Genomic DNA, 19,926 nt, shown 5'->3' with positions numbered 1-19,926 from the left:
CAATGATAAAAAAGAGCTGCCCGACATTAGCCGGACAGCCCTCCCGCCGATAGAAGTCTACTTCGCGTTAATCATCGAATCGGTCGATTTGCTTAGCTGGTTCAAAATAAATTGCGGCGCGACTCGACTCATCATATGGAGCGTATTGCTCTGGCCCGGGCGAATTTCATACCGATCCTGCTGAAGCCCCTTGATCGCTTGTCCGACCATCTCTACGACGTCCATCGCTTTCGAGCCTTTCATATCTTCCGCTTCGAACGAATCGAGCAAAGTCGTCTGCGTTAATGGCGGCGCCAATTCGAACACCTTTACGTTCGTATTCCGAAGCTGTACGCGCAGCGACTGCGTGTAAGAGTGCAGACCTGCTTTGGCCGCGCAGTAGATCGGCGACAGCGGCAGCGGAACGAAAGCAAGGCCGGATGTCACATTCATAATTGCGGCCGATGACTGTTTCTTCAGATGCGGCAGGAACTGCTTCACCATGCGGATCGGACCATTGAGGTTCGTCTCCGTCTCTTGCGTAATATCCATCAGATCGCTTCCGCTGTCATGCAGGTTGATTCTGCGCATAATGCCTGCATTGTTGATCAATACATTCAGTTGAGGGAACTGACCGACCACCTGGTTATGCAAGGCAGTTATAGCCTGTGGATCGCTAACGTCACTTTGAATCGTATGTACCTGCGGCAGTTTTTTCTTGGCTGCGTCCAGCTTGGACTGGTCTCGTCCGGTGATGATGACCGTGCTGCCTAGCTGAATCAACCGATTCGCCAACTCGAAGCCGATGCCCGAGCTCCCGCCCGTAATAAGTGTCGTATTGCCATCTAGTTTCATGGTGTGAATCCTCTCCATAAGGATAATAGAACTATAGGGTAGTAGAAAATGATTCTCCTAGCCTATCGTACAACAATTTTCGCCAAAAACCCACATCAGCTGCTCGCCTATTTATAAAAAAAGCACGCCAATGAATGGCGTACTTCAGAACTGTCCGAGAAGATCTCGACAGCTCCCGAATTATAAATTGCGGAAAGCCTCTTCCGGTTTAACGTCCTTCGTTAACTGTCCATGCTCCTTCAGCCAATCGATGACTGTGCTCCAGGTCGACTCGGACTGGCTGCCGAAAGCTTCATTTCCCGCATCCATCAACGGAAGCAGAATATTCAGGCTGTTCTTCTCGATTTCCGCATCAAGCGGGAATTCGCTGTTTTGCTTGTCCAAGAGCAGCTTCAGCGCCTCTTCCGGATGGCTCTTCGTATAGGCCTGACCTTCGGCAGATGCTTCGATGAACTTCTTGATGGCATCGCCTTTGTCTTTAAGTCCATCTTCGCTAGCAGTCAGAACGAGCTCATAATAATCCGGCACGCCGTACTTCGCTGGATCGAATGCTGTCACCTTCTCGCCATCCTTCTCGATCAGCAGCTTCTCATGGTTGATGTAACCGCCAATGATCGCATCGACCCGCTTGGTCGTCATAGCCGGAATCAGGTCCCAAGAAACATCGGTATAATTAAGCTTGGACGGGTCCCCGCCGTCTGCTTTCACCATCGTATTGACGATCGCTTGATCAAGCGGAATCGACGGGTAGCCGATTTTGCTGCCGATCAGATCCTTAGGACTCTTAACCTCAGCCGAATCCAGCACCATCAACTGATTGAGCGGATGGCGTACGATCGCGCCTACAGACACGACCGGGATTTCCTCGGCGCGCGCGATCGCTACTTGCATCTGATAGCTCAGAGCCAGATCGGCTTTGCCCGTCGCGACGAGCTTAAGCGCATCGTTCGTGTCGGCTGGCGTCACCAATTTTACTTTCAAGCCTGCTTTTTCATAAAATCCTTGCTCCTCAGCCGCGTACATGAAAGTATGTACGGCATTCGGATACCAGTCCAACAACACCGTAAGCTCCGTAGGCTTGGTCTCGCCCGACTCGGATTTCTTATCGGACGAACACCCTGCGGTACCTAGCAGTACCGCGACAAGCGCAATAGACAACCATGATTTACTGTTCCATATCTTGAATTTCAAAGTCTTACTCTCCTTTTTTAACCATTTGATGTTCGACGGTACGCTAGAACTGCCTTCTCCAGCCACATCACCAGGAGGAACAATAGAATCCCCATAGCGGACAGCAGCAGCACGCCAGCGAATACATCATCGGCCCGCAGCATGTTCGATGCCCGCTTCGTATACACGCCGAGACCGCTTTCGCCTCCTAGCCATTCGCCCAGCGTGGCGCCGCCAACGCTGAATGCCGCTGCCATCTTCAATCCGGTGAAGAAACCGGGCAGCGCAGACGGAATTTTCCACTTGAACAGCAGATCCCGCTTATTGGCACCCATCGTTTTCATCAACGCACCGATATCAGGATCAGCCGAGCGGAATCCATCCGCCGTATTCACGGCAATCGAGAAGAACGTGAACAGGATGACAACGGCAACCTTACTCCAGATTTCATAGCCGAACCACATCACCATGATGGGCGATAACACGATGATCGGAATCGTCTGGGAGCCCACAATGAGTGGATACAAGGTCTTCTTCGCTAGGCCGGAACGATCGATCCATACCGCTGCCATCGTTCCGACAACCGTTGAAATACCGAGTCCAAGCAAGGCCTCCCCCAGCGTAATAACACTATGTTTGCCAAGCAACTGTCGGTTGTCCCACAACGAGACGAACACATCGGACAGCTGAGGGATGATATAGTGCGGAATGTCAAAGCTTCTCGTCCCCACTTCCCATACCACAGCCAACAGCAGCACGAAGACGAGGACGGGCACATACGCCGTTATTTTCTTTCTCATATGCGTCCTCCTGCATGGCTGCCAACGGTGCGTCCAAGCTGTCCGATCAGCTGCCGTTTCAAGTCAATGAAGCTGTGGTCGAGTGCCGCTTCATAGCTGCGAGGGCGAGGAAGGCTGACACGCAGTTCGCTTAGCGTTGTAATAGGAGATTCCGCCGCAACCAGCACGCGATCGGACAGCAGCAGCGCTTCATCCACATCGTGCGTGATGAACAAAATCGTCTTACGATGCAGCTCCCATACTTGCAACAGCCATTCCTGCATGCCGACGCGTGTCATCGCATCCAAAGCGCTGAAAGGTTCGTCCAGCAGCAGCAGCTCGCCTCCGCCTAGGAGCGACCTTAGGAACGATACACGCTGTCGCATCCCGCCGGACAACTCGTGCGGATATTTGTTCTCCGTTCCTTCCAATCCGAGCCCTGGCAGCAGCTCCATCACCCGGCGTCTTGCTTCCCGCTTCGATGTCCCACCGAGTTCAAGACCTAATGCTGCATTATCAAGCACGGTTCTCCATGGCATCAGGCAATCCTTCTGCGGCATATATCCGATCTTGCCCTGCTTGGAAGCTTCGGCCGTCGAGCTCGCTTGCGCCCCTATAACGATCGATCCTGCTTGAGGTGCGAGCAGACCCGCCATCATTCGGAACAACGTCGTCTTGCCGATGCCGCTCGCTGCAAGAATGCTGACGAATTCGCCTTGTCGTATGTCAAAATCTAACTTATCGAATAAGAGCGGATGTCCGGGGAAGGCAAAGCTTAGCCCGCGAACGGATAACGCGAGCTGCTGCTCTTCTTGTCCCACAAGGTTCAAATCGGCCACTCTTCTTTCCGGTAAGCCATGTCCCAGAACATATATTCAAGCTTGGATGCCACAAGGAAACGTTCTTCCAAGCGTGCCAGCTCCTGTTCAGGCAAGCCTTCCGCCACTCGATCCATGAAGTCGATCGTCCAATCGGTCAGCACCCCGAATTCCTCCGAGCTGTACATCAAGATCCATTCGCGATACAGCGGGTGGTCGAGCGCGCCAGGAATCTTCGCATAAGCGACCCCGATCTCCCGATAGCTCCACATGCATGGCAGCAGAGCCGCAGCTACCTCTGCCAGCGATCCTTGCGAAGCCGTGTCCAACAAAAACTTCGTATAAGCGATCGTCGTTGGAGCAGGCACTGTATTCTCCAGCTCTTCCCGCGTAACGCCGAATCGCGCTGCATATTCCCGGTGAAGCGACATCTCCACGTGCAAGGTGGAGTGAAGCAGCTCCGCGAATTTGGTCATCGTCTCGAGATCGCGGGACTTCATGCTGGCGAAAGCGAACAGCTTCGCATAATCGATCAAATACACATAATCCTGCTTGAGATAATAAATGAATCGTTCGGGATCAAGCGTTCCGTCTCTTAATTCCGTCAGGAACGGATGCTCGTGACATCGGTTCCATATTGGTTCCGCTGCTTGATATAATCTGCTGCTAAATCGTTGCATATCGATCTCATCCTCTCTGGCTATTCGTTGGTTATTCCGTTCCGTGTGCGGTTGCACCAATCCGCGATGAAGCCGATCATGACCTTCGTATAATCCAGCAGCTCTTGGATGTCCGTGCTTTCATTAACAGCATGGGCATGCTTCAGCTCTCCTGGGCCATAGATGAATGTCGGGATTCCCGCTCGACCTATCCAGCCTGCGTCTGTAACCGTAGGACTCATGCCCGCCTCTGGCGCAACTCCCCGCACTTGCTGGTGGCTGGCGAACAACGCATGGAATGCTTCACTATCCTTATCCAGCTCTAGCGACGGGAAGATTTCGCCTCGCTCCTCGATCATCGACCGTCCTCCCCAGCGGAAGGTAGGCGGATTATGCCGAAGCCACGTATCGCCCGCAGCTACGCGCAGCAGATGCTCTTCGATCTCCGCGGCAACCGATTCATAATCTTCGTCAGGATAAAAGTGGACGGTAATCCATAACGAGCACTTATCCGCGATAAAAGCCGCATGGCGGCCGCCTTCGATCACCGCTGGATTAATCGTATTCGATCCAGGCGGAAATCCAGGGTACGATTTAGTCACAGCCCAATGGCGCTCAAGCTCCTGCAGCCCTGTAATTAGCTTAGCCATTTTCTCGATTGCGCTAGCGCCCTCGATTCCGCCTCCTGCATGAATCATGCGAGAGCGCATGCCATCATGATGCGTCACTGGACTCTGCACCGTCACCCAGCCGGTAATGACCCCGCCTTGTCCTTGGATAGCCATTGCACTTGTATCCGCCACTATTGCGCAATCCGCTGTATAACCTCGCTCCATGCAAGCCCGTGTTCCCGCCTCGCCAGCCTCTTCGCCTATGACGGAATGGAACAACAAATCGCCTTTCAGCTCGACGCCCGCTTCGGTCAACAGCTTCACAGCAAATAACAGAGCGGCAAGCCCGCCTTTCATGTCTGCGGTTCCTCTGCCATACGCTCTGCCGTCCTTCAGCGTCAGTTGGAACGGATCAATCTGCCACTCTCGGCTGTCTCCCACTTCAGCTACATCCATATGTCCGTTCAGCAGCAAGCTTCGATACTTATCCCGCTCCGTACCGCGCCTAACGGCCGTCACATTCGGGTCACCGGGATACACTTCCCACAGCTCCGTCTCGAATCCGCTCGCCTCAAGCTGTTCCTTGAGAAATTGCTGCGCAAGCATCGTGTTCCTCGCTGGTGGACTAACGGTAGGAAATGCGATCAGTTCGGCGAGCAGCGCGAACAGCTCGTCCTTCCGCTCTTCCACTTGCTGCTGCAATTGTTTAATTAAGTTCATCATTTGTTCTCCTTCGCTTGAAACGCGGGCGAAAACAACGAAAAAACCATCCGAGAATATACGAATGGTTACAATTCAATACGTTCTCTACGCCAGCATTACCTGGGTCAGATTAACGGTCAGGGAAATAACGTTCCCAATCTCAGCCAGACTCCATCCAGCCCCCGCAGTTTCCTATGAAAAAATCATTATTTTTACTATAGCTTATAAGTCCGAGAATGACAACAGAAGCGGAGGATTGTGATTGCATTACTTCCGCAGAGCCTGCCAGAGAGTCGTTCCATTGGTTCAAAATGGACAAATTCCCTTGTCAAGGAAGGAGGGCTATGTTAATGTAACTGCATCAGCACATAATCCGAGTAATCGGATGCGAAATGAAATTGACCAGACCACTGGAAAACATAACGATTAAGTTATGTTTTTTTGTTTTTCTATACCTTGCACAATTTGAGCCGAATGCTTCACATGCCAATTCAAATGGAGAGGAAGAAACAAATATGACGATAAGCGGTTTGTCCAGCGGTTCATTGGTCATAGCAGGCGGCGGTCGTCTGCCGGAGGACGTTATTAAGAAGTTTATCGAGTTGGCAGGCGGTCCCGATCGTTCCATCGTTGTCATTCCTACGGCACAAGAACAAGTAGATATGACGAAGAAGGGGCACGATGTCATCGCGTTTGAAGAGGCCGGCGCGAGTAATATCACAATTCTCCATACGACGGATCGGGATCTAGCCAATACGGCAGATTTCGCAGCTCCTATCCAATCCGCCCATGCCGTGTGGTTCTCAGGCGGGAGACAGTGGAGAATTGCCGACGCCTATCTGCATACGGAAGTGCATCGCGAATTGAATGCGCTTCTGGAACGCGGCGGCGTGATCGGCGGTACGTCGGCTGGCGCAACGATCCAAGGATCTTATTTGGTAAGAGGCGATACGAAGAACAATACGATTCTAATGGGCGATCATGAAGAAGGTTTCGGATTCCTGAACAACGTTGCCATTGATCAGCATCTGATCAAGCGGAACCGCCAGTTCGATCTTGTGAAGGTGATCGCTGCCCGTCCCGACCTGCTAGGTATCGGCATCGATGAATCGACGGCGATCATCGTGCAAGGCGACTCCTTCGAAGTCGTAGGCGCAAGCTATGTCTCCATCTATGATGCCAATTATTTGAACGAGCATGAGGGAAACTTCTACTTCCTATCGCCAGGCGATACGTTCAATCTAACGACGCGGGAAGCGAAGTTATCGTATAACATTCAAGCGGCTTCCGTTTAGCGACAAACACCACCTCATAAGCCAAGCAAGAGCTGTCCCGATCTCTCGGAGACAGCTCTTCGTCTTCTACAGAGTCCCCTCAAATGGATATTTATCCCTAAATCGTAGAATTGTCCATCTTACAACCGCTCAAAGATTATCTCATTATAAAAATGATTAAAGATGTTGTAAATCTTTAACGCCATTACACGAACTGGTGGTGATCGATGTCCATATTAATGCGCTGCTCTCGTGAAGTAAAGGCTGCTGCCTAAAGGGAAGTGATTGGTTCATAGGATTGCATAAGTCGAGTCCATCTACTAAAACTTGATAGAGGTGAACTGCTTGAACATATCCATGGCTAGACAATACGTCTTTTCTCTGCCGCTTTACCTTATGCTCGCATTGATCATTGGCTCGATGCCGATTACGCCAGTTGCTGCAGCTGCGGACGCTGCTTCTCCGCCGACTAATTTGCATATTGCGAAGGATGCTGACGGCAAAGATCTCATTACGGACAAAAGCGTTACGATCGCGTGGGATTTGATCGGAGATGATTCGAACAATAATGATATCGACATCTGGGATGCGGATACCGGCGCTTGGGTGACTTGGGGCGACCGCAGTCATATGACCCTTGGCGTCAAACCTTCTACAACTTACAAATGGTACATTACTTGGTACACGGACCGCGGCAAAGATCCGATGCCCAAGAGCAATGTAATCGAATTCACAACGTTAGCGGATACGAGCGAGTACCCTGAGCCTCCGCTCGTGGCTCCTCAATATTTGCATACGACGGCTGTTACCGATACGAGCATCACGTTAGATTGGACGCCATCTCCGGATGCGACTGGCTATGATATCTACGTGAACGGCAGCTGGTTCGGCGGCGTATGGAACGGCACGGACCATACGTTTACTTACACGATTCCAGAGGGCGGCAATCTGAACGGTACCAGCTATGAATTCGTCGTCTCCGCTCAGAACGCAGGCGTTACGCCGCTTAAAGTATCTGCAGGAAGCAACCCTGTATCCATTACGTGGGGCAAGCTCCTTGCGCCGCAAGCATTGCAGGTGATCACAACGAATCGCAGCACAGCATCGCTTGGATGGGCTAGAGTTGACGGTGCGACGGCATACGATATTTATACAAACGGCAAGCGGATCGGCACAAGCCAAGAAGCTCGTTACGTGGCGAAAGGCTTGCAAGAAGGCAAGCGATACGCATTAACAGTCATCGCGAAGAACTCGCTCTGGCAGTCTGACGCAAGCGGGTCGGCTGTAACCGTTCCAGGCGCGGACTACAATATCGTCTCGTACTACCCGCTCTGGTCGGCAAGCGCTAGCGGACGGGGCTTCCTGCCTGCGGACGTCGATCCAACGCAGCTGACACACGTGAACTTGGCCTTCTCGGATGTTTGCTGGCATGGCGTCAGCTCGAACGGAAGCGCTTGCCAGAACGAGACGGTGCCGACTCAGAATGACTATGTGTTCGACGGCGAAATGGTTGTCGGAGATCCATCGGCAGACTTAACGCTATTCGATCAATGGGCCGCGATCCGTGATGCCAACTCGAATCTGAAGCTCATGATCTCGGTGGGCGGCTGGTCTTGGTCGAACAACTTCTCCAACATGGCGAGCACGGAGCAGACGCGCCGTCACTTCGCCAATTCCGTTGTCGAATTCTTGCGAGCTTATCACCTGGATGGACTGGATATCGACTGGGAATACCCGGTCGAGGGCGGAGAAGAGGATAACTCCCGCAGTCCGGAGGATGCCGATAACTTCCTGCTGATGGTCAAGACCGTACGCGAAGCGCTCGATGCGGCAGGCTCGGAAGACGGCAGCTACTATTTGCTCACGATCGCAGCTTCCCAGGGCGACAACTTCATCGTCAATGCCAAGCTTGCCGACTCTTCCAAATATCTTGATTACATCAACATCATGACCTACGACTATAGCGGAAGCTGGGAAGCGTTCGCTCATCACAATTCCCCGCTCTATTACGACAAGAACCACCCCAAAGATTACGCTGCGCGCAACAATGTACAGGGTGCCATTCTTGCGGAACTGAATGGCGGCGTACCAGGCTACAAAATTCAACCGGGCATTCCGTTCTACGGCAAAGGTTGGAGCGGTTGTACGTCCGGAGGCGAATACGCAGCCTGTACGAGCGCACTGACACCATTCGGCACTTGGGAAAATGGCGTATTCGACTATTCGGATATCGAAAACAATTATTTGACGAACCAAGATTATGAATACCATTGGAACGAAGCCTCCAAGGTCGCTTCTCTTTACAATGCGAAAGACGAAATCTTCATTACGTATAACAATGCCGATTCGATCATGTACCTGACTTCGCTCGTTAGATCCCTGAATCTGGCAGGCGTTATGAGCTGGGAGATCAGCGGCGACCGTGATCGGACGTTATCGACGCAGCTGGCGAAAGACTTGCCGACTAGCGGTATTGTGAATCCAGACCAACTCGCCGCACCAACGAATGTGAGCACCGTTATAGCAAGTTTGAATAAAGCGGTGTTGAAATGGGATCCTTCGGCAAACGCATCTGCATACGAGGTTTATGCAGACGGCGTTTATGTCGGCACCACGACAAACACCCATTATCTTGTTGACGGCCTGTCTGCTGGACAGCCGCATACATTGAGGGTGCTTGCGATCAACAGGCAAGACGGCGTTTTGAAGAGCGTATCGAACTTCAGCAGCACTGCTCATCTAACGACGCTGAAAGGTACGTTCAGCACGTCGAAGGCATTGTCCCGTGCAGAGCTCGTATCGATGATCGTGAAGGGGCTGGGCATTACGCCTGTCGATTCTGTCGACGGTCCGGTATTCAACGATGTGCCGGCCGATTCGCCGTTCGCTGCCGATATCGCTGCCGCTAAGCATGCCGGCATCATCTTAACAAGCGGCAGCAACTTTAATCCGACTGGCGCGGTATCGCGCGAAGAGTTCGCAATCATGCTGCATCGTGTGCTGAAACAAGCGAGCGACGATCCTGTAAGCGCGGATGCGCTCAATCGCTTCTCGGACAAATCCGCAGTATCCAGCGATGCGCTTGATGCTCTCGCATTCGTCGTCGATCGCAAATTGCTGCTCGGCGTTTCCGCGGATAAGCTCGCTCCGCAAGCTTCCATTACGGAAGCGCAAGCAACCGAAATCATAGTGAGAGCTATCGCCTCAGCTCTGTAAGGCGAAGACAAACATAAGGCTATAATAAAGAAGTACGCCCATTCATCGGCGTGCTTCTTTTTATAACCGAGAGCTATGTATGATTCATCAAAGCGACTTTAAAGTAAATTCCCCGCCATATCCGAAATACATCAAGGTACCATTCGGCTGCTTGAACAATAAATCGTAAATGGACAACATTGTGCCAGGATGTTTAAAGGCTGAATACTTGCCTGTAACAGCATCAAAAGTATAAGCTTCTGATTCTCCAAGCAGTAGCAACTGACTATCCTTAAGATGCGAAACCAAGTAATTAACTCTTCTAGGGGTACTGTATTCTTTAACTAGATTATTCGCTACGTCAAAAGTATATAGTCTAAGCCCGGCTACAATAACAACATGCTCCGAATCAATAGGGATGACCTCTATCGTTCCTCTATTAATATCGTTCGGTTCTGGGAAGTCTGTATCGTAGCTTACCCACTTTCGATCTTCAACATGAAGGATTTCAAGGGAAGAACCAGCCAGCGTATCTCCGCCTGCCACCACTATGTTGCCGTCAGGCAGTTCAGCCGCAACCGGTCTAATTCGATGCTCCTTCATATCGGGCAACGCTGTCCACTTCTTTAGTTTCAAATCATATATCATCGCGTGATTATAGACGTTTTCTGTAGACTTTCGGGTCCCCAAAAACAGAATCCGCTCTTTGGATAGAGGGATGATGGATTGTACATCATCAAATGAGATGCCTAGCGCTTGCAATGACCAAGTATCCGGATTCATTATTTTAAATGTCTTCCTTGTCATATCGCTTCCATATTTAAACAATACCGTTCCATCTGAAAGCGAATAAATCTCATTGCTGCCATCCGTAAGTTTAAAGTCCGGCTTGCTTATGACTTTACCGGTCCGAGGGTTGTATAAGAATGAGCCGTTATAGCCATGCACGAATATTCGTCCATCCGATAATACAATATTATGAACGCCAGCGCTGTATTTGCCGTTATCTTTATAAGTCCACGCGCCGGGATAAGTAAGATCGACAGTAAGATTCAGTTGTTGAGGCTCGGTAACGGCAGTCCATTCTGAGTTCTGCACCACGCGACCTCTATTATCTCCCCACCCCCAGACGATGCCCTGTTTATCTAGAGCAAAGCTATTTGCGATTTGGACAATGTTGGTCAAACCTTTCACTTGAACGGGTACGCTATGAGGAGTCCTGCTTACCTCTTTATACGGAAAATACCATGGGTTTAAAGAGTCATATGAGTTTGATATTTTCTCATATACTGGCGGAGTCGCTGGAGAACCGTCGCCTAATTCCCCGTTTGCATTGCTCCCCCAAGCCCATACCGTTCCATCTTGAGCCAATGCCTTACTTCCACTGATTGCCACAATTTTAGGAAGACCTTTTACCTTTACGGGAGAAGAACGGTCAATTGTTGTTCCATCGCCTAAATCGCCATCGGCATTGCTTCCCCACGCCCACACGGTCCCTTGATCGTCCAGAGCAAAAGAAGACAGAAACCCTGCATATACCGATACGATATTTTTCAGTCCAGCTATTTTGGACCATTTATATTTCTCGGATTTGCCAACGGAACCATCGGAATAGACGACCAGAATAAGATCTGCATTTGAATTTGTCGACATGAACTTCACGTTCTTCTGAACAATTCTGTCGGGGCTTGCATGGCTGTTTGCGCTCCCGACATGTAAATTCCCTTTGCCATCGAGCGCATACACATTATCGTAGTATTGGGCTATGGCAGTAATTCCCTTGTAAGCTGAAAGCTTGCTTGATTTGAAATAGTTATTATAATGCCAGACTGAACCGCCCGAGTCGAGAGCGAAAGTTCCATATATACTGTCTCCCTCAGACAAAGCTACAATGTTGCTCAATCCGCTTACTTGGTGAGCCTGGATGCTATCGTATTCCCATACGCTCCTGCTCGAAGTAATAAACTTGACTGCGCTGCCTGCATAAATTTTTTTCACCTTAAGGGTTACTTGGCTCGCTGCAGCATATGTAGATTGAGCTGATAGCGACATTAGGCTAATGATCGATATCAAGACAACGAGAAATACTTTCTTCACATCGCACTCTCCTTCATCTCATAATGAATAGAAGGATGAGCTTCCTCAGCTCATCCCGATATTTGAACGATATTAAATTAGTAAAACTTCGCTTCAACTAACCCGAAACCGCCAGTTGCAGCATGGTATGTTCCGTCCCCTTTAAATGCAATTTTAACTTTGAGAGCGCCCGTCAAATCAACATTCACTTTAATCGGTTCGGTAATGTTAGAAGCGATATGTCCACTTTTGTAAACCGATACATCATCAACGAACACTTCTAGACTACCACTGAATTCAGTTTGCGATGGCGCCGTGCTCCATTGCTCTCCTGGTACCAGCAGCGCTTCGAAAGACTTGTACTGACCGTTCAACAGATACTCTTTCGTAAATCCCCAACCGGTATCTTCATCGGAACTACCGCCTGTTTCACCATTAAAGAACGGCAATTCATAACCATGAACATACTGGTCGCCCGTATTCGAGATGAATGTTTCGATTTTTCTTTCACCGATTTCAGATTGGTTTGAGTAAGCCTTCATTTGTTCCATATAGGTGAAGGCACCTTCCTTTTGCTTGCCCACATAAACAGAAGAAGTCTTGCCGTCGTATCCGACTTTTTTGCCAAACGCCTCCGACACGAAGCGCAGCGGTACATAAGTCGTTCCTTTATAAACGAATCCTTGTTGGTCTTCTGGCGCCTTCTTCTCAATTCCGTCGAAGAAATATTTTAAGGGTAGAAAATTGACATTAATGCTCGTCGACGCTGCATAGGATACGCCCGAGAACAGCACTCCTCCGAGGACTACTCCAACAGTGACGTCTTTCATTCTTTTTAACTTGGTCATGTATACCGCTCTCCCTTAGTTTATGAAGTGATTGCCGCGTGAACCGTCGCTTTATTGTACTAAACAGACCGTTACACTAGGGTTACAGAAATTTGGGCAAAAAAAGAAGAGTCTATTAAGACCCTCCCGATCGTTTCCTCGAAACTCGATTTCCTTTTTGTTGTTTAACTCTGCTTTTCAATTGATCATATAAGGACATGGTCTCATCCAATAACCATTCATCGTCTGGATGGTATACTTGCGCGGTATTCAAAAAGTTAATGCTGCTCTGTAGATTGCCTCTCTTTTGTTCAATATCCGCTGCTTCTTTGGCCAACTCAACAATCTGCTTCTCGAGCTTTTCCCTGTAACGAGTAATCCAATCATCATACAACCCTGGCATCAAGGTTTCCGGTAATGTACTGAAGATCTCTTTCATCCATTTTATCTTAAGCTCGCTATTTTGTTCGCTTTGGGCTTTCCGCAGATCATTCTTGAGTTTAAGCACATCCGAGCGTACACTGCCTCGCAGACTAATATGTTCTTTATCCATTATCAGAACGGATCGACTGGAACTATGCGTATCAATAAGCTTCTTCAAATAATTCAGATAGACCTTTAGATTGTTCATCGCCTTACGCAAAGGTATAGCCGGGAATAAAGCATCACACACCTGCTCCCGAGTTGTGGTCTGGTTAAAAGTCAGATACAACAGTAAGCTCTTCGCATACCGCTGATTCCATCCATCCCATATGTCCTCCCCATTGATCGACACGCGAAAGTTCGACAAAAAATCAATGTGCAGAACCTCTTGCAGTTCTAATTTATTGATTCCAATCTCATACACTTCATGAAATTGATCCATCACACTTTCGGCTCCAATGCTCTCGAATGAACCGTAATTGCTTCGATTAAGAATCGGTGTTCGTATAAAATCATGAATCCATTCGGACGTTAGTTGGGGCTGGTCTATAAATACCGCATTAGAAGAATGGGGGACCACTAATAATCTAGTCTGAAATAACAACTTGGACGATAACGTATAGGAGTTCAAATAAATAGGGTCATGTACCCCTACTAAAGATAATGTAGGGTGAGTGATACGCCCAAAATCCCCATTCGGCGGTGTATCCAAATATAAATCAAAAATTCGAAAATACGTATCCGGCGTCACTTTCGAATACGCATTCACAATTTTTTGATACATGCTGCTCTCGGATGGCGCCATCGTAATGCCTTTTGCCATGCTTTGCGCCAGCGGCAGCATAGAACCACTTTGTGTTAATGCTTTACGACTGTCAATCAATGAATCAATCGATTTTCTTGGAAAAAATGCGGGAACCGCAAACAAAATAATACTTTTAACCTGCTCTTTATGTCGTTGCCCATACTTTACTGCCACATTGGCGCCGAAGCCATGACCAGCAAGATGAAATGAGTCTATCTGCAACTGTTTCATTAAGATGTGCATGTCCTCAACAAACAGTTCCCAACTGAAAGTCGATGTTCCTCTCTCTGTTTCGCCATGCCCTCTAATATCGAAAGTGACGATCCGATATTTTTCCAGAAGATATGGAACGATGGGCTCCCATAATTCCATATTCAGCCCTACTCCATGCAGAAGAACCATTGTATCTGATGAAGTGTGAGATTGGTATATTTGATAGTGCATGTTGATATCCTTCACTTGAACAAACGGCATATGATCCTCCCGAGTTAAGCCTGGTAGGAATAAAGTACCACATGAAAGATAAGGATGTAATCCTTTCACAAATAAAAAGTTAAAATCAATGGATTACGACATTTCACAATAAAAAGTAAACCACGCCCTATGGACGTGGTTTACTTTGCTTAAATCTTGCTTAAGGTTGTAAAACCCACACAACTGTTGCTTTGTCATTATCCGTCGGTGTCGATTCGAGACCATTGTGAACCGCTACGACGGTGAAGGTTACCAAGGACCCGTTCTTAAGTGTATCGTTCACTATATATGGACTTAAATCAATAGGCACTTCAGTTCCAGGAGCTTCTCTACTTATTTCACTGAAGAACGGCATTGTTTCGGAGTCTATCGTGATATACACCTTGTAATAGGAAACCATTTGTATCCCGGCATCGGTATCCGTAAACTTCACAATAGCAAGGTTTGGGTCACTACCGCTCTGTACAGCGCTCACTTCGTTTACACCATTTGGAGCCACATTGATATCATTGACGATCTGCGCTGTCGCCGCTGATAAGCTCTCTCCACCAGCGTTAGTCGAGTACACGCCAAATTGAGTAACCCCGGTCGGAATTGGCGTTTGATCCGGAATATCGATGTAATAAAGGATACTGTTATCCGCTTGGACCGTTGCAATCGCATCCCCCACCTTAGCGCCCGAAGCATCCAAGAAATAGACGGTATAGCTATCGATATCCGTTTCATCTTCTGCCCCCGTCCAAGTGACAGCTCCGCCAATCGTGTCTCCATAGTCCATATCGATGAACGCTGCGTCTCGAGCCGGATGCGTTGGCGCCGCGACTGCCCAATCGGTAACCGCGGAGCTTACGGCAGTCCCAATGTTGCCGAAACGGTCAACAGGCGCCGCCGTGACTCGAAGATTCGTTAATTCGGAAACATTCAAGCTTGGCACAGATACGGATACAGTAGTGGATTCGCCCAGCACTTGCTCTTGTCTAAACAATTCGATATCGCTGCCGTTCGTGACGGTAACGACAACGGCTTGCGCATCGTATGGATCGCTTGACGAGAGATCGATCGGTCGGGTTACTTGAATTTCCCCTCCGATACTATTCGCCCGCACATCCGTGTCGGTGAACGTTACCGACATCCCTTCTCGCGATGGACCGGATTTATCCCAGATCACGGTTGTCTTGTCGCTCGCAGTCGGAATCGAAGCATTGCCCGCGGCATCGTAAGCAATGACAGTGAGATGGATCGTCTGACCATCGACTGGCGTTAAGCCCCCGCCTGCTAATGTGGTCAAATCGATATCTTTCGCACCAGTACCGCTAATTTGTTGATAGGAATCCGAACTTGCTGCATCCCCGGTTAACGATACAAACACGCGATAATGATCAACGCCTTCCGCTGCCGCATCCTCGTCGATTAACGTTACAGTGACAACCGTCGTGCCTCCTACTTTCTGTACAGCTGTCGCAGGCTCGCTCATGCCATTGGGAGGCGTCGTGTCCGTTGCCGGAGGCGTAATTATCGGCGTAGGCGTCATGACTGGCGCCGTCGATTGACCGTTGATCGCCGATACTTTGGACAGATCGCTTGGATTCGCGAACAAGCTCTTCGGATCTATACCTGCTGGGACAATCAGATTGTTAATCGTTGCCGTACCTGTCAGTACGAGCTGCGATGTGCCCGTTACTTCGAGCGTCCCGATTGTTCCCTTTACATTTAGAACGAATGGAGCGCCGCCCTTGCCGTTCACCGTAACACGTTCAATGTTCGCCGAACCGATAAAGGTCGCCCCTTCGGTCGCACCGGCATCGCCAAGCGTCAGCTGATCAATCGGATCGCTTCCGATATATTGCACTTCAGCCCCGGAATGTACGGTAACCGTATTGATTGAACCGGTCGTTCCCGTGTCCAGCAGCGATCTAGCGAATGCATCGATGTTACAGTTCACGTTGGCACACACGATTTTTTTAGGTGCAGGCGGATTTGTTGGTGCAATAGGCACAACAGGTGCAGTCGGATCCGGCTGTTTAGTTGGCGGAGTCGAATTGAATATCGGCGGCGGCGTGAATTGAATGCCGGGATTGGTCGGCACCACGATTGGCGGCACCGTAACACTAGGCGTAAATCCAAACTGACCTGACGAGAAAGTCGTCTGACTGCCGCCCGAGTTCGTGAGTACGATGGTTCCATCAATGACTTGAACGTAAAGCCCTGGCGCTAGACCACTAGGGACGACTGGCGCACCAGCAGTTGCATAGTTACTCGCATGTACACGAACATCGGCGCGGATATTGCTCCTAGACTTAAGCGCTTGATCTTGGTCAGGAATGGCCTCAACTTGATTCAAGCTTGTACTATTGCCAAGAACCAGTGTCCCCAAGTCGCTGTTCTGAAATTCCAGATTCGCGATCTGAGACTCCGGACGATCGGTATCTTCAACATAAATCGTCTTGCCGCTGACAATTACGTTATTAGCTGCAAAATTCGTCTGGAATGCCTTCGTCAATACCAAATCGCCTTTCACTTTCAAGTTAGTCAGCGTAATCTGATCTGCATCCACGGTTACTATGCCGTTAATCGCGGCCCCGCCAGCATTAAAGACCTGCGATCCATCGTCGCCTCCGGCCAAAGCTTCATGATAACCGATAATCAAGTTATCAACCGACACGATCGTATCGCCTTTACGGATAAACTGAATGGCTGCGTTCCTCAGTACTGCCTTGTTCGACGATTGAAAAATACCTGCAACTGAATCATCAGCGCGATAAGCTGTGCCGTCGATGAGTATCGTGCCGTCATCCCGAATGTCCTGAATGATCGACGCTTTATAGAAAGTGCGGTACAACAAAGTAATTGTTTCGGCACGCACAATAACATCGCCCGGCGCGAAACGATCCTTTGTTTTACCTGTAATGATTCCCGTACTAGCAAGAGCGTTAACGGCATTAGAGTACCAGCTTGTCGGCTTAACATCGGTGAATAGGCTGTCCGTCTGCGGCTCCAGTTGAAGCTTCTTTGCTGCAGCGAGCCAGCTGGCAGCTTCAGCCCGCGTAACCGGCGCGTTCGGACGGAATGTGCCGTCGGGATAACCATGTGCAAGCCCCGCTTTCTCTAGGGCCGCAACGTATCCAGCCAGATCGCCGTCTGGCAGATCTGTAAACGACTCGGACTTCTCGGAAGGAGCGAGCCCAAGCGAATACGCGAGTAAGAAAGCAAAATCGCCTCGCGTCGTTATGAACTGAGGCTTAAATTCGTCGCCCGGATTCGGACTCAGAATCCCCCGCGCGATCCACTCGGTAACCGCTTCCGCATACCACGCATGCTCTAGGACATCAGAATAGCGCTTCGTGTTTGTTGGATCAGCAATGGCTGTATTCGACACCGTTGATGCCGTTTCGTTCGCCTTCGCCTTGATGGAATCGGCTGCCACACTACCCGGAGCATAGGTTGCCAACAGCAACGTTGTTGCCAGTGCAGCGTAAATCCATTTCGAACGTTTCAATAATTGCGACATGAATAATCTCCTTTTCTATTTATATTTCAACATACCTATGCGTGAACATGATGAAAATATATGGTAAAAGTCAAAGAAAAGTATAACATAGTTTTATGCACGGTAGACTTTGAAATTAATTAATTTAGTTACTTAATAAGAAAGCTGAGGATCCGCCCTCCGTGCTATTCTTGCGGACTGACCCCATCACAGGTTGAAGTTCGCCCTGTTCCTGATCTAATAACAGAAACCCACGCTCGATGAACGTGGGTTTAGCTGCTACTGCAATTTGTCCATCCGAAGCAGACGATAATAAATATTACCTTCAAGCGTTTCATGTGTTACCAGGTAACCGTCAGCCATCACCTTGTCGCCAACCGAGATGCCAGGCACTGGCTTCTCGGACTCATACGCAAGCCCGCCGCCTTCTTCAAGTTGCAGCTCGTACATCGTTGTATTCCGCGAGGTCGTAAGCTGCTCCACAATTTCACCTGCAAATTGTCTGGAGATATGGTCCATATACCAGCGGCCAGTTGCCTTATCCTTCGTCAGAATAAACCGGACATGGGTTGTTCCGCCATCCTCATAAAGTCGAGAGATACCAACCGCAACGCCCCCATCCTTCAGAAGCTCATAGCTATCTAGAACGTAAGAGCGGAGCGCCGACCGTCGAGCATAATCGTTATCAAAATAGCGCAGCATTTCATCCACGCTGACATCCGGATCAAACGTATGCGTCTCTGGGAAGTAGGCTTCCATCAGGAAGGAGGGGGTGACCCATCCGCGTGTAACGCTCATTTTCTGATTAAAATGCTTCAAATGGTTGGTCAACATCGCAAGCGCCTCCGGATCCATTGCGTTCATGACCTGCTGTGATTCCGGTGTTATTCGCTGCTTAACAGGAAGATATCTCTTCTTAAGCTTCTTCAGCAGTCTGCCCAGCAGGAAAGGAGTCAGGAGCGCTAATACAAATAATCCTCCCACAATAATAATGCCCATGATCGTGCCTACCGTACTGCCCATAGTTGTTTGCCACCCTTCAAACAAATAAATGTAATAACTCGTTACTCATGAATAGTTGAGAGGGTATGACGGTGTCCGCCTCTTAGATTGCGCCACAGCACGACGATCGTCGTAAACGGGCCAAACGGCACGCTCCACCACCCGAACAGCAGCGTAATTAGGATGAACATCGTTTTATGTATGAGTGTAAAATGGCCCCCTTCAATAAGATATCGGCTTTTACGATATGAACTGAAGAGAGCAAAAGATATGACAGCTTCATAACGGATGAACTTGGTCTCCGGTGTAATCTCCAAATGGTGAAAGAAAGCTCGACCCGTTAGAATCTCCGTCCGATTGGAATGGAGCCAAAGGACAAACTCCTCCTGTTCACGACGGTCTCTGAGCAGGTATAAGAAGAAGCCCAATAAGACTGTTCCCGTAACCAGCTGGAAAATAAAATCCGCCTGACTCGCATCATAGCTCCATAATGTTGCACCGTAGAAAAGGATCGAGAAAAGTAAGATAAGCCATTCCATACATAGAAGCTCCTTTATCATCAATAAGTGGCAATAGTCCAATTGTTCTTCCTTCTTTATCGGATTTCGCCGAGTTTCCATGAACAGAACAAGCAGTTTTCCGGTTTCGGGTTTAGCTCCCTGCATGCGGACTGAGCCCCAGGGGTCCCGCCAACCTCTCTTGCTATAAAAAAAAGCCCCGATTCCCTTTGAAGTGCACCCCTTATAGTGGACATTGGAAAAACACCCTGGTGTTTATGCCGATGTAATAC

The 19,926-nt window shown here is 49.3% G+C and carries 14 protein-coding genes; 2 read left to right on the top strand and 12 right to left on the bottom strand.

Annotated elements, in window-relative coordinates; all coding sequences use genetic code 11:
- Nucleotides 1–57: 57 nt before the first annotated feature.
- The 6 genes from SBI19_RS18040 to SBI19_RS18015 all read right to left on the bottom strand — a co-directional run bounded on the left by SBI19_RS18040 (nucleotide 58) and on the right by SBI19_RS18015 (nucleotide 5,591).
- A complete protein-coding gene (locus tag SBI19_RS18040; protein WP_317970678.1) occupies nucleotides 58–834 on the bottom strand; it encodes an SDR family oxidoreductase in 777 nt (258 codons plus the stop codon).
- 180 nt (nucleotides 835–1,014) lie between these two features.
- Nucleotides 1,015–2,025 (bottom strand): ABC transporter substrate-binding protein, encoded by a 1,011-nt coding sequence (locus SBI19_RS18035; RefSeq protein ID WP_317970676.1) that lies wholly within the window; start codon nucleotides 2,023–2,025, stop codon nucleotides 1,015–1,017.
- Between the two features lie 17 nt (nucleotides 2,026–2,042).
- Nucleotides 2,043–2,804 carry an ABC transporter permease gene (locus tag SBI19_RS18030; RefSeq protein ID WP_317970674.1) on the bottom strand — a complete coding sequence of 254 codons (762 nt, stop codon included), beginning with the start codon at nucleotides 2,802–2,804 and terminating at the stop codon, nucleotides 2,043–2,045.
- Nucleotides 2,801–3,604: an ABC transporter ATP-binding protein gene (locus tag SBI19_RS18025; RefSeq protein ID WP_317970778.1), complete on the bottom strand. Its 804-nt coding sequence runs from the start codon at nucleotides 3,602–3,604 to the stop codon at nucleotides 2,801–2,803. Before SBI19_RS18025 ends, SBI19_RS18030 begins: the two co-directional genes overlap by 4 nt.
- Before the next feature lie 5 nt (nucleotides 3,605–3,609).
- On the bottom strand, nucleotides 3,610–4,281 hold the full coding sequence (tenA, locus tag SBI19_RS18020) for a thiaminase II (protein WP_317970672.1): 672 nt from the start codon (nucleotides 4,279–4,281) through the stop codon (nucleotides 3,610–3,612).
- 20 nt (nucleotides 4,282–4,301) lie between these two features.
- The gene (locus SBI19_RS18015) at nucleotides 4,302–5,591 is read right to left on the bottom strand and encodes an acetylornithine deacetylase (RefSeq protein WP_317970776.1); all 1,290 of its coding nucleotides are present in this window, start codon (nucleotides 5,589–5,591) and stop codon (nucleotides 4,302–4,304) included.
- 497 nt (nucleotides 5,592–6,088) lie between these two features.
- Here SBI19_RS18015 and SBI19_RS18010 point away from each other — a divergent pair, with 497 nt between their 5' ends.
- A complete protein-coding gene (locus SBI19_RS18010; RefSeq protein WP_317970670.1) occupies nucleotides 6,089–6,868 on the top strand; it encodes a cyanophycinase in 780 nt (259 codons plus the stop codon).
- Nucleotides 6,869–7,192: 324 nt separating this feature from the next.
- Nucleotides 7,193–10,063 (top strand): glycosyl hydrolase family 18 protein, encoded by a 2,871-nt coding sequence (locus SBI19_RS18005; protein WP_317970668.1) that lies wholly within the window; start codon nucleotides 7,193–7,195, stop codon nucleotides 10,061–10,063.
- A gap of 87 nt (nucleotides 10,064–10,150) precedes the next feature.
- Here the strand turns inward: SBI19_RS18005 and SBI19_RS18000 are convergent, their stop codons facing one another.
- The 6 genes from SBI19_RS18000 to SBI19_RS17975 all read right to left on the bottom strand — a co-directional run bounded on the left by SBI19_RS18000 (nucleotide 10,151) and on the right by SBI19_RS17975 (nucleotide 19,675).
- Nucleotides 10,151–12,139, bottom strand: a complete 1,989-nt coding sequence (locus tag SBI19_RS18000) for an RCC1 domain-containing protein (RefSeq protein ID WP_317970666.1) — start codon at nucleotides 12,137–12,139, stop codon at nucleotides 10,151–10,153.
- A gap of 77 nt (nucleotides 12,140–12,216) precedes the next feature.
- Entirely contained in the window at nucleotides 12,217–12,966 is a 750-nt protein-coding gene (locus SBI19_RS17995; protein WP_317970664.1) for a stalk domain-containing protein, read from the bottom strand.
- A gap of 115 nt (nucleotides 12,967–13,081) precedes the next feature.
- The gene (locus SBI19_RS17990) at nucleotides 13,082–14,647 is read right to left on the bottom strand and encodes an alpha/beta fold hydrolase (protein WP_317970662.1); all 1,566 of its coding nucleotides are present in this window, start codon (nucleotides 14,645–14,647) and stop codon (nucleotides 13,082–13,084) included.
- 160 nt (nucleotides 14,648–14,807) lie between these two features.
- Complete coding sequence (locus tag SBI19_RS17985; protein ID WP_317970660.1) at nucleotides 14,808–18,155, bottom strand: S-layer homology domain-containing protein; 3,348 nt, start codon at nucleotides 18,153–18,155, stop codon at nucleotides 14,808–14,810.
- Between the two features lie 258 nt (nucleotides 18,156–18,413).
- Entirely contained in the window at nucleotides 18,414–19,157 is a 744-nt protein-coding gene (locus tag SBI19_RS17980; RefSeq protein WP_317970658.1) for a hypothetical protein, read from the bottom strand.
- Nucleotides 19,158–19,198: 41 nt separating this feature from the next.
- Nucleotides 19,199–19,675, bottom strand: a complete 477-nt coding sequence (locus SBI19_RS17975; protein WP_317970657.1) for a hypothetical protein — start codon at nucleotides 19,673–19,675, stop codon at nucleotides 19,199–19,201.
- Between the last annotated feature and the right edge of the window lie 251 nt (nucleotides 19,676–19,926).

It is taken from the genome of Paenibacillus sp. CCS19 (assembly GCF_033239625.1).
Taxonomy (GTDB): domain Bacteria; phylum Bacillota; class Bacilli; order Paenibacillales; family Paenibacillaceae; genus Paenibacillus_T.
The sequence above is the reverse complement of the archived record's forward strand: the minus strand, read 5'-3'. Positions and strand labels throughout refer to the sequence as shown.